Consider the following 12,943-nt stretch of genomic DNA (forward strand, 5'->3'; position numbering starts at 1 on the left):
CCGCCCCCTCACGAATCCTTGGCGAGATCCTCGGCCACCAGCCGCGCCAGTTCGGCGTCGGACAGCGCGTCGAGCGACTCCTCGAGTTGCTCCTTGGGCTCGGGCCGCGGCTCCTGGACCTCGAGCTTCAGTACGTTCTCCAGCAGGTGCCGCACCAGGAAGCCGATGGTGGGATGATCCAACGCCACCGTCGCGGGCACGGACACGCCGAGCCCCTTCTGCAACACGTTGCGCAGCTCGATGGCCATCAGCGAGTCCATGCCCATCTCGGCGAAGCCCTGGCGCCAGTCGAGCTGCCCGGGCTCCAGGCGGAGGATGCGAGCGACCTCCTCCTGGAGGCTGCTCTCCAGCACCTGGGCACGCTCGTGGGGCAGTGCCGCCTTGAGCCGCTCCGCGAGCGGATGACGCGGCTGAGAGGCGGCCACGGCCGCGCTCGGCCCGGCGGTGGGGCGAGCGGGAACCATGGCCTCGTAGAAGGACGAGCGCCCCCTGGCCCCGAGCACCTCCAGGTACACCGGCCACTGCACGGACATGAGGGCCAACTGGGGCCGGCCACTCGCGAGCGCCTCGCCGAACAGCGCCAGGGCCTGCTTCGTCGCGAGCGCACGGATGCCCCGGCGTTCGAGCGCGCGCGCCAACGTTCCATCCGGCGCGCCCACCATGCCCGTCTCCGCCCACGGGCCCCAGTCGAGCGATTGCGCCACCAGCCCGCGAGCACGCCGCTCGTGGGCGAGCGCATCCAGGAAGGTGTTCGCCGCCGCGTAGTTGGCCTGACCCCGCGAGCCGAGCATCGCGGAGGCCGAGGAGAAGAGGACGAAGAAGTCCAGCGGCCGGCCCTCGGTGAGCCGGTGCAGGTTCCACGCTCCCGCCACCTTCGGCGCCATCACGCGCTCGAAGCGCTCGAGGTCCTGCTGCGCGAGCGCCCCGTCATCCAGTACGCCCGCCGAGTGGACGATGCCACGCAGGGGCGGCGAGTCCGCGTCGAGGCGCTGGAGCAGCAGTGCCACCTCCGCCTCGTTGGAGACGTCCACGGAGGCCACGGTGACGTGGGCTCCCGCCTGCTCGAGCGCACGCACCGCCTCGGAAGCAGCGGCCGAGGGCGCACGGCGTCCCACGAGCGCCAGGTGACGCACTCCCTGCTCCACCATCCACCGGGCTACCTCCAGGCCCAAACCACCGAGGCCTCCCGTCACGAGGTAGGTGGCATCCGCCCGGAGCGGGATGGAGCCCGCACGCGAGCCCGTGTCCTTGCGCAGCACCGGGTGCAGGCGCACGCCTCCGCGGAAGGCCACCTCCCGCTCGGATGAGTGACCGCCACCGCCCAGCTCGGCGTACAGGAGCCGGACGCTGCCCTCGAGGTCCTCGGGGTCCAGGTCCACGCGGGTGCAGCGCAGCTCCGGGAGCTCCAGGTCGATCACCCGGCCGAAGCCCCACAGCGGCGCCTGCGCGAGCGCGAGGCCCGCCCGGGTGTCCTTCACCGCCTGGGCGCCCCGGGTGACGATCCACACGGGAGGCGCCTCGTCGCGGCCCGCCAGCCCCTTCATGAGGTGCAGGGCCCCACCGCTCGCCTCCAGCGCGGCCCGCTGCACCGATTCCGCCGAGGCGCCGTCCTCGGTCCGCTGGTCCATGCCCCACAGGTACACCACGCCCGCGCAGCGGGCTGGCACGAGCGTCTCGATGGACACTCGCGCGAAGCCCTCGGGACGCACGCGGAGCACGGGCGCGCCCTGCTCCTCCAGCATGCGTCCGAGCCGCTCGCCCACGCCCTGCGCATCCATCAGCAGCACCCAGGGCCGCTTGTCCGCCAGGGCCGCCGGGACGGGCTGGACCTCGGACGCGGGCTTCCAGGAGACCTCGTAGCGCGCCTCCTCCCGCCGCGCGTGCGTGCCGAACCGGACGGCCTCGCGGTTCGCCATCCGGGCCCGGAAGCCGATCACCTCCGCCACCAGTCCCTGCTCGTCGAGAATGCGCAGATCGCCCCCGATGAGCTCTCCCACCGTGGGCTGCCCACCGCCTTCGATGCGCGCATGGCACCACACCGTGCCCCGCGGCCTGCGGTAGACGGTGAAGCGCGAGACGCTGAGGGGAATGAGCATCGCGTCCGGGGGCCATGCCTGGGAATCCAGCGTCCAGCTCGTGAGCACCTGGAAACACGAGTCCACGAAGCCCGGGTAGAGCGGGTAGTCCTCCAGCCTGTCCGGCAACGGAGGCAGCCGCATCTCTCCGAGGAGCTCATTCCCCACCCGGACCACCGCGCGGATCCACTGGTAGCCCGAGCCCAGCGTGTAGCCCTTCTCCCGCATGCCCCGGTAGAGGTCTTCTCCCTGCACGCGCGCCTGGACGCGTGACAGCAGTTCCTCACGCGAGGTCCACGGCGCCGGCTGTTCCTCCCGGCCCACGCGCACCCCGCCGCTGGCGTGCAGCACCCACGTCTCCGCGCCGTTGTCGTCGCCCAGCGATTTCACCTCGAAGGCGTTGCCCCGCTCCTGAGGAGAGAGGATGACCTGGAGCGTGCGCTCCTCGTTCTCCGCGAGCACCAGCGCCTGCGGGAAGGCCACGTTCTCCAGGGTGCACGCGGGCGTGCCCCAGCTGTCCTCGATGACCGACAGGAGCAGCGACACGTGCGAGGACCCCGCCGCCACGATCGTCCCGTTGAGACGGTGGTCGTCGAGATGCCCCGGACGCGAGGGCCCGTAGGCCGTCTCGTACACGAGCGCATCGAGTGCCGGAGAACGCAGCCGGCGGCCGAAGTGCGGGAGGTTCTCCGTCTCGTGCCGGGGCGCGAGGGCCGCGCGAGGCGCCGTGCTCCGCCACCAGTAGCGCTGGCGCTGGAAGGGATAGGTGGGCAGCGTCACGCGGCGCCGCTCGTAGGGAGCGTCGAAGGCCGCCCAGTCCACCGCCACGCCCTTCACGTACAGCGCGCCGAGCGTCTTCAACAGCCGCGGCCACTCCGCTTCTCCCGGATGCAGGGGGAGGGACTCCATGCCCTCGGTCGAACCCGTCTCCGCGTGCAACCACGGCACCTTGCCCACCGCCATCCGCAGCCCTTCCTCCAGGCCGAGGACACCGGACTCCACCGCCGCCACGTACTCGCCCACGCCCCGCGCCACCATCGCCTGTGGCACCACGCCCCACGCCCTCCACATGCGCGCCAGGGCCCACTCCACCGCGAACACCGCGGCCCGGCCGTACGTCTCCTCCTTCAGCAGCGCGGAGTCCGCGCCGTACAGCACCTCCACCAGCGGCTTCTCCAGCACGCCCTTCAGCGCCTCCGCGCAGTGCTCCAGCGCCTCGCGGAAGATGGGCTGCGTCTCGTACAGCTCCCGTCCCATGGCCGTGGACATTCCGGCTTCACCGCCGAAGACGAAGGCCACCTTGGGCGCGGGGCTCACCGCACGCCCCGGCACCACACCCTCCACCTCGCGGCCCTGCTCCACCGCCAACAGCAACTCGCTCATCCGCTGGCCGCTGCCTCCCACCACCGCCAGCCGGTGCTCGAAGTGCGCGCGGCCCACCGCCGCCGTGAAACACACGTCTCCCAGCTCCGTGCCACCCTCCGCCAGGGCCTGGGCGTAGCGGCCCGCCTGGGCCCGCAGGGCTTCCGCGCTCCGCGCCGACAGCAGCAGCACATGCTCCGGCCGCTCCACCTCGCGCGTCCGCACGGGCCTCGGCGGCGCCTCCTCCAGCACCACGTGGGCGTTCGTCCCGCTGAAACCGAAGGAGCTCACCCCCGCGATGCGCCGGCCCTGCGTCGGCTCCCACGCCGTCAGCTCCACCGGCACCTTCACACCCATGGACTTCCAGTCGATGTGCGGGTTCGGCTTCTTCAGGTGCAGGTGTGCCGGGAGCTGCCGGTGCCGCATCGCCAGCACCACCTTCATGAGGCCCGCCACGCCCGCCGCGGACTCCAGGTGGCCCAGGTTCGTCTTCACCGAGCCCATCCACAGCGACTCGCCACCCTGGCGGCCTTCCTTCAGCACCGACCACGCCGCCTCCGCCTCGATGGGATCTCCCAGCGACGTGCCCGTGCCGTGCGCCTCCAGGTAGCTCACCTCCGAGGGCTTCACCCCCGCGCTCCCGAGTGCCTGGCGGATGACCGCCTGCTGCGCCAGTCCGTTCGGCACCGTGAGGCCGCTGCTCGCGCCGTCCTGATTCACCGCCGTGCCGCGGATGACCGCGAGGATGTCGTCCCCTCGAGCCCGCGCCTCCGACAGCCGCTTGAGCACCAGCACGCCCGCGCCCTCGGCCCGCGCGAAACCGTTCGCCGAGGCGTCGAACGTCTTGCACCGCCCGTCCGCCGCGAGCATCCGCGCCTTGCACACCGCCATCATCGGCTCGGGCGAGAGGATGAGGTTCACCCCCGCCGCCAGCGCCATCGTGGACTCGCCGTTGCGCAGGCTCTGGCAGGCCAGGTGCAGCGCCGTCAGCGAGGACGAGCACGCCGTATCCACCGCCATGCTCGGGCCTTGGAGGCCGAGTGTGTACGACAGGCGCCCGGCCACCACGTTCAGCGAGTTGCCCGAGGCGAACCACGCATCCACGTCCTCCGGCGCTCCCTGGAGGACGACGCGCGAGTAGTCCGCCGTGGTGATGCCCACGAAGACGCCCGTGCGCGTGTTGCGCAGCGCGCTCGCGTCCTGGCCGGCCCGCTCCAGCGCCTCCCAGGCCACCTCCAGCACCAGCCGCTGCTGCGGATCCATGCTCTCCGCTTCGCGCGGGGAGATGCCGAAGAACTGCGGCTCGAAGCGGTCCACCTCTCGCAGGAAGCCGCCGGAGCGCACGTACATCTTCCCCGGCGCATCCGGGTCCGCGTCGTACCAGGCGTCCACGTCCCAGCGGTCCGCCGGAATCTCCGAGATGGCGTCCGTGCCCTCGCGCAGCAGCCGCCAGAAGGCCTCCGGCGTGTCCGCTCCGCCCGGCAGCCGGCACGCCATGCCGACAATGGCGATGGGCTCGTCCGAGGCCGTGGGGGTATGGACCTCGGGCGCGGCGGCACGGGGCGCCTCCGACTCGAGCTGCGAGGAGAGATGCTCCGTGAGCGCCTTCACGGTCGGGAAGTTGAACGCCAGGGTCGCCGGCAGCGGGAGGGCCAGCGCCTTCTGCAGCCGCTCCTTCACCTCCACCGCCATGATGGAGTCCAGCCCCATCTCGTTGAAGCCACGCTCGTCATCCACGGACTGGCCGGGTGCCAGACCGAGGATGCGCGACACGGACTCCTGCACCAGCTTGCGCAACGCCTCGCGCCGGGCGGTGGCCGTGGGAGCCTCGCGCCAGGGAGCCGGGATGGTGCTCTTCGCCGCCGGGAGTTCCTTGGGCAGAGCACCCGTCTCGGCGCGGAGCCGGGACAGCATGGGCCGGGGACCCCGGGCCTCGAAGATGGGCAGGAAGCGCTCCCAGCGGATGGTGGCCACCATCGCCTGCGGCACGCGCGAGCCCACGAGCCGCTCCATCCAGCCCAGCGCGGCCTGCCGGTCGAGCACCTCCACGCCCATGTTCATCAGCCAGCGGCCCTGTTCCTCGGAGGCGGCGCCGCGGCCACTCCAGAGGCCCCAGTTGATGCTGGTGGCCGCGAGCCCCAGCGCGTGCCGGTGCGCCGCGAGCCCGTCCAGGAAGCTGTTGGCCGCGGAGTAGTGCCCCACGCCCGACGAGCCCCACACCGAGGAGATGGACGAGAAGAGGATGAAGAAGTCCAGCGGCTCGTCCCGCGTCAGCGTGTGCAGGTTCCAGGCACCGGCCACCTTCGGGGCCAGCACGCGCTCGAGCGTGTCCGCGTCCAGGTCCCGCACCCGCGACGTCGAGGACACCACCGCCGCGTGGACGACACCGCGCAGCGGGGGCATGGACGCGCGCACCCGCTCCAGCAGGGCCGCCATGTCGTCACGGAGCGCCACGTCCGCCTGGGCCAGCAGCACCTTCGCGCCCGCCGCCTCCAGCTCACGCACGCCGGTGATGCGCTCGGCCAGCTCTCCGCCCTCGGCCAGGGCCGCGTCCCACTGTGAGCGCTCGGGCATCGCCCTGCGCGCGGTGAGCACGAGATGCCGGGCACCCCGGCGCACCAGCCAGCGCGCCACCTCGAGTCCGAGCGCCCCCTGCCCTCCCGCGATGAGGTACGTGGCCTCGGCCTGGACGGGAACGGGCTTCGACTCCGGAGCCTCGCGCTCCACCAGCCGCGCCACGTACCGCTGGCCGCCCCGCAGCACCACCTGGTCCTCGTCCCCGGCCGAGCGCAATTCTTCCCAGAGTTGCCGTGCGCCGTCCTCGGGGCCCAGGTCGATCAACCCGCCCCAGCGGCCCGGGCTCTCCAGCGCCACGCTCCGCCCGAGTCCCCACAACGTCGACTGCGCGGGCTCAACCTTCTCCACGCCCGAGCCCACCCCCTGGGTGCTCCGGGTCACCACCCACAGCCGGCCACCGGGCTCCGGTGCGCCCTCCACGATGCGCAGCACGGAGGCCACGCTGGCGCAGGAGTCGCGGATGCCCGAGCCCTCCACGTTCGTCACGTCCAGGGCACCCAGGTACACAACACCCGCGCAGGGAGAGATCGCGGAGAACCGCTCGCGCCACACGCGCTCCAGCGCCGTGGCATCACCCGCGTCCACCTTCACGCAGGCGCCACCCTGGGCCTCGATGCTCGTGGCGAGCTGTTCGCCCACTCCGCCGCGATCACACAGCAGCAGCCAGGTGCCACTCGCCGGTGCGGGAGCGGACGCCGGACGCGCCGCGGACTGCCACTCCAGCGCGTACAGGTCACCCCGCGTGCCATCCGGTGCTTCCGTGGCGGAGTCCTGGCCCGGCGCGGCCTGTGCGGACTTTCCGGCGGAGGACGACTCCGGAATGGCCCAGTACCGCTGGCGCTGCCAGGGGTAGCGCGGCAGCACCAGCTTGCGGCGCGTGGGCTCGGGGTCCACCTTGCTCCAGTCCACCTGCTGGCCCCGGACGAACAAGCGGCCCAGGACGCCCAGCACCTGCTCCACGTCGTCCTTGCCCTTGCGCAACGAGGGGAGCCACTCGGGCCCGTCCCCCAGGCACGCCTTGCCGAGCCCCAGCAACGTGGTGTGCGGGCCAATCTCCACATAGGTGTCGATGCCCAGGCCGCGCAGCGACTCCATGCACTCGTGGAAGCGCACGGGCTCGCGGGCATGACGGCGCCAGTAACCGGGAGCGCCCAGCTCGTTGGGGCCCACCGGCCGGCCGGTGACGTTGGAGATGAGCGGCAGCTTCCCGGGAGAGCGGGCCATCCGCGACGCCCTCGCCTCCAACGCCTCGAGCATCGGCTCCACCAGCGGCGAGTGGAAGGCATGCGAGACGTTGAGCTTGCGCGTCGCGATGCCCTGGGCCTCCAGTGCGGCGGTGACGCGCTCCACGGCCTCGGCCGCACCGGACAGGGAGAGCTGGCCCGGCCCGTTGTACGCGGCGATGGACACGCGGTCCTGATACGGCGCGAGCAGCGGCGCCACCTGGGCCTCGGTGGCGAACACCATGGTCATGACACCGCCCGGAGGCAGTGCCTGCATGAGCCTGCCGCGCTCGGCGATGAGGTCCAGCGCGTCCTCCAGGGAGAGGATGCCGGCCACGCACGCGGCGGCGAACTCGCCCACGCTGTGTCCCATCACCGCGTCCGGCACCACGCCCCACGAGCGCCACAGCTCCGCCAGCGCGTACTGCAGGGCGAACATCGCCGGCTGGCTGTAGCCCGTCTGGTCGATGGGCGACGGGGCACCGTCCCTCGGGTACAGCACGGACAGCAGGTCCATCCTCGGCTCGAGCCGCGCGGCGCACCGGTCCAGCGCGTCGCGGAAGACGTCCGAGGTGTCGTAGAGCTTCCGGCCCATGCCCGCGAACTGCGCGCCCTGGCCGGTGAAGAGGAAGGCCACCCTGGGCGGGTTGTTGCCCGCCTTGCCCTGGGCCACCTGCTCCGGATTCGTACCCGAGGCGAAGGCGGACAGGCTCGCGGCCAGAGCCTGCGGGGAGCCGCCCACCACGGCCAGCCGGTGCGGCAGGCGCGCGCGGGTGGTGTTGAGGGTGAAGCACACGTCCGCCGCGTCCAGTTCCGGGTGGGCGGTGAGGTGCTCGGCCTGACGGCGCGCCAGGGCCGCCAGTGCCTCCTCCCCGCGAGCCGAGAGCGTCAGCAGATGCGTGGGGCGTGGAGCAGGCGCCCGCGCGGGAGGGGCCGGAGGAGGCGCCTCTTCCAGGATGATGTGCGCGTTGGTGCCGCTCATGCCGAACGCGCTCACGCCGGCCAGCCGGGGCACCGCCGAGCGCTTCCACGGCTGGAGCTCAGTGGGGACGTAGAAGGGAGTGCCCTCCAGCCGGATGCGCGGGTTGAGCCGGCTGAAGTTGAGGTGCTTGGGGATGGCCTCGTGCTGGAGCGCCAGCACCGTCTTCATGAGGCCGGCGATGCCCGCGGCGGCCTCCAGGTGGCCCATGTTCGTCTTCACCGAGCCGAGCGCGCACCGCGAGCCATCCGGCCTCGGCCTGCCCAGCACGTCCACGAGCGCCTCGACCTCGATCGGGTCTCCGAGCGGAGTGCCGGTGCCATGCGCCTCGATGTAACCGAGGGCGGACGGGTCCACCTTCGCGCTGGCCAGCGCCTGCCGCAGCAAGGCCTGCTGGGCGAGCATGTTGGGCGCGGTGAGTCCCTGCGAGCGTCCATCCTGGTTGACGGCCGAGCCGCGGATGACGGCGAGGATGGTGTCGCCCTGGGCCTGCGCGTCCGACAGCCGCTTGAGCACGACGAGGCCACAGCCTTCACCGCGCACGAAGCCATTGGCGCGGGCGTCGAAGGCACTGCACCGGCCGTTGGGAGAGAGCGCCTGCATGCGCAGGAGCGTCTCCGTGACGGACGGGTCCAACACGAGGTTCACACCGCCCGCGAGCGCCACGGAGCACTCGCCCGCGCGCAGGCTCTGGCAGGCCAGGTGGATGGCCACCAGCGAGGACGAGCACGCCGTGTCCACCGCGAGGCTCGGCCCCTGCAACCCGAGCGTGTACGAGACGCGCCCGGGCGGGAAGCAGTGGCCGTTACCGGTGCCGTAGTAGGCGTCGATGCGCTCGGGCTCGGTGGGCAGCAGCCGGTAGTAGTCGTCCCCGGTGAGCCCCACGAAGACGCCCGTGGCGGACTGCGCCAGCCGCTCGGGATCCTGCCCCGCGTGCTCCAGCGCCTCCCAGGCCACCTCCAGCAGCAGGCGCTGGCGCGGGTCCATGCTGGAGGCCTCGCGCGGGGAGATGCCGAAGAAGTCCGCGTCGAAGCCGCTCACGTCCTCGAGGTACCCGGCCCAGCGGGGCGCGCTCGCGTCCGAGCCCACGCCGCGTGAAGCGGGCTCGCGGCGGACGGCATCCCTCCCGGCCGACAGCAGCTCCCAGTACGCCTCCGGCGTGTCCGCTCCGCCGGGGAAGCGGCACCCCATTCCGATGATGGCGATGGGTTCGGTGCGGGCCCGCTCGAGCGAGTCGATACGGGCCTGCATCTTCTGCATCGCCATCACCGCACGAGCCAGGCGCTGCTTGAGCTCGTCCTTCACGTCTTCACTCACTGCGTGTCCTCCCAGCCCGCCAGCACGTCATCCACCATCTCGAGCAACTTCCCTTCCGACAGCTCCGCGAGCTGGTGGGCCTCGGGCTCCGCCTGGGCGGAGGGCCGGTTCATGAGGAGCGGCTGCTCCGCCGGGGCCGCGGGAGCCGGTGCATCGGCCTGCTTGGGGGTGAGCCCCAGTTGATCCAGCAGGTACACCGCCAGCGCCGCCAGGGTGGAGTGCGCCCACAGCAGCGTCACCGACAGCTTCAGCTCCAGCGTGGCCTCGATGCGGTTGCGCAGCTCCAGGCTCATCAGCGAGTCGAGCCCCAGGCCACGGAACGGCTCGTGCCGTCCCACGCGCGACGGATCGATGCGCAGCACCTGGGCGAGCCGCTCGCGCAGGTAGGCCTCCATCTTGCCCGTCCGCTCGCTCGCGTTGGCCCGCCGCAGCTCCATCAACAGGGCGGAGCGGCCGCGCTGGCCTTCGCCATGGCGTTCCGCGGCCAGTTCCTCCCAGATGCGCAGCGACGCCGCGCTCGGGAAGAACTCCAGCCACTGGCGCACGTCGAGCGCCACCGCGCCCACGTGCACCGCGCCCTCCTGCAACAGGCGCTCGAGCATCATCGCGCCCTGGCGCGGGGTGAAGCTGGCCATGCCCTGGTGCGCCAGCCGCTCGCCACGGTTGGCGTGCGCCGCGGCCAGCCCCACCTCGGAGAAGGGACCCCAGTTCACGCTCAGCGCCGGCAGGCCCCGCTGGCGCCGGTAGTGGGCCAGCGCATCCATGGCCGCGTTGGCCGCCGCGTAGTTGCCCTGGCCCGGCAGTCCCAGCAGCGCGGACATGGACGAGTAGAGGACGAAGAAGTCCAGCGGCTCGTCGCGGGTGAGCATGTGCAGGTTCCACGCGCCCTGGATCTTCGGGGCCATGACGGTACGGAAGCGCGCCGGCTCCTGCTGCTCCAGGGTGCCGTCATCGAGCACGCCCGCGCAGTGCAGCACGCCACGCAACCGGGGCATGTCCCCCCGCGTGCGTGCCACCACCTCGGCCAGGCGCCGGGCGTCCGCCACGTCCGCCCGTGCCACCTCGACACGTGCGCCCTGGGCCCGCAGCGTCTCCAGGTCCTTCTGGACGGCCTCGGAGGGAGTGCCACGGCCCGTGAGCAGCAGGTGCCGCGCGCCATGCTCCACCAGCCAGCGGGCCGCCTCCAGGCCCAGGCCGCCGAGGCCACCGGTGATGAGGTACGTCGCATCCTCGCGCACCCGGAAGCCCGCGCGCGGCGGCACCACGCGCAGGTGCGGATCGTCCATGGTGACGACGAGCTTGCCCACGTGCTGGCCCTGCGCCATCTCGCGGAAGGCCTCGGAGGCCAGCGACACGGGGAAGGCCCGGTGCGTCACGGGCTTCAGCGTGCCCGCGGCCATCTGCTCCACCACCTCTTGCAGCAGCCGCGAGCACAGCGCCGGGCGCTGCTCCCGCAGGCCCACCAGGTCGATGGCCGCGTAGATGAGGCGGCGGCTGAACTGCGACAGGTCCAACGCGCGTCCGGCGTGGATGTCGCGGTTGCCCACCTCCAGGAAACGGCCGTCCGGCGCCAGCACCTCCATGCTCCGGGTGATGGCGTCACCCGAGAGGGAGTTGAGCACCGCATCCACGCCCTCGCCATTCGTGAGGCGCATGACCTCGTCGGCGAAGGCCAGCGTGCGCGAATCCATCACGTGCTGGATGCCCAGCGAGCGCAGCAGCTCGCGCTTCTCCGGCGTGCCCGCGGTGGCGAACACCTCCACGCCCAGGGACTGGGCGATCTGCACCGCCGCCAGGCCGAGTCCGCCCGCGGCCGAGTGGATGAGGACACGCTCGCCCTTCTGCAGCCGGGCCAGGTGGTGCAGCGCGTACCAGGCCGTCATGAAGACACTGGGGATGGAGCTGGCCTCGGCGGCACTCATGCCCGAGGGACGGCGCACGGCGAAGCGCGCATCCGTGACGACGTGCGAGGCCATGGCCGAGGGCGTGAAGGCCACCACCTCGTCACCGGCCTTCAGGTTCGTCACCCCCGCGCCCACCGCCACCACGCGGCCGGCGCAGTCGAGCCCCAGCGGCAGGCCCTCCAGCGGCACGCCGGGGGCACCGCCCTTGCCCTTCATGACGTAGAGGCCCATGGTCTTCATCACGTCGATGAAGTTGAGGGCCGAGGCCTCGACGGCGATCTCCACCTCGCCCGGGCCGGGCTCGCGCCGCTCGGACATGCGCACGGACACGCCGCCGAAGGAGCCCGCCGGGGGCGTCTCCACCTGGAAGGGCCGTCCCGCCGCGGGCAGCAGCGGCTCCATGAACAGCTCCTTCGCGCCCGAGCGCCGCACGAGCCGCGCCACGAAGCGCGCACCGGCCCGCAGGGCCACCTGCTCATCCTCGGCCCGCGCGGCCAGCTCGCGGCCCAGGGACTCCACGTCCACCATGGGCGAGGAGGGGTCCAGGTCCACGCACGTGCAGCGCAGCTCCGGGTGCTCGTGGCCCACGGCGCGGCCCAGGCCCCAGAGGGCGGCCTGGAGCGCTCCCGTCGCGGGCGAGCCCAGCACGGGGTAGGCGCCCCGCGTCACCAGCCACAGACGCGGCGGATCCCTCCACCCGAGCCGCAGCACCTCCTGGACGATGCGCAGCGCGCCGCCGCAGGCCCGCACCGCCTCGTCGATGGCCTGCTCGCCCGGCATGTCCGGGGCCGGCATGTCCAGGCCCCACAGGTACGCCACGCCCGCGCAGGAGCCACCGGACGGCAGGCACTGCTGCAACATGGCGCGCAGGTCCTCGCGCGAGCCGGGTGTCACCGCGAAGTGCCGGGCCCCCAGCTTGCGTAGACCCTGGCCCGCCTCCACGCGGATGCAGGCACCACCCCAGGACTCCATCATGTCCGCGAGCGCGGAACCCACGCCGGACGCGTCCTGGAAGATGAGCCAGGGCGACTCGTCCGAGCCGGGCTCGAACACCGCGGGCAGACCCATCCGGCGCCAGGCCAGCTCGAAGAGGGAGCGATCCTGCTCCGAGCGGGCGCGGCCGTAGCGCGTGGGCAGCGCGGAGAGCTCCAAGCCCTCCACCTCGACGAGCGGCACGCCCTGCCCGTCGAGCAGCACGACGTCGCCCTCGAGGGGCGTGCCCTTGCGCCAGGACTCGGGCGGTGGCAGGCGCGCATGGGCCCACTTCGGCGTGCCCTTGCGCAGCACCTCCCTCGCGTACTGCGGCAGCAACTGCCCCTGCTCCGGCGTCCACTCCCGGAATGGCCTCGGCGAGGCGTAGCGGGCGGAGCTCTTCGACTCCTCCTCCCGCTCCGGCTTCTCGCTGGCGGCTACTTCCAACAGGGCGGCCTGCTCCGGCTTCTTCGTCGAGGTGGTGCTCACCCTCCACCTTCAACCAGAACTCGCCTCCCCTCTGAAGGACCACCT

2 protein-coding genes are annotated in these 12,943 nt (G+C 72.5%); both read right to left on the reverse strand.

Going from position 1 to position 12,943, the window contains the following annotated elements; genetic code table 11:
• Window positions 1-8: 8 nt before the first annotated feature.
• Window positions 9-9,533 carry a type I polyketide synthase gene (locus BO221_RS33345; protein ID WP_073564910.1) on the reverse strand — a complete coding sequence of 3,175 codons (9,525 nt, stop codon included), beginning with the start codon at window positions 9,531-9,533 and terminating at the stop codon, window positions 9-11.
• The gene (locus BO221_RS33350; protein ID WP_073564911.1) at window positions 9,530-12,898 is read right to left on the reverse strand and encodes an SDR family NAD(P)-dependent oxidoreductase; all 3,369 of its coding nucleotides are present in this window, start codon (window positions 12,896-12,898) and stop codon (window positions 9,530-9,532) included. The genes BO221_RS33345 and BO221_RS33350 overlap by 4 nt, the downstream gene beginning before the upstream one ends.
• Window positions 12,899-12,943 lie beyond the last annotated feature (45 nt).

The sequence above is a fragment of the Archangium sp. Cb G35 genome (assembly GCF_001896145.1).
Taxonomy (GTDB): domain Bacteria; phylum Myxococcota; class Myxococcia; order Myxococcales; family Myxococcaceae; genus Archangium; species Archangium violaceum.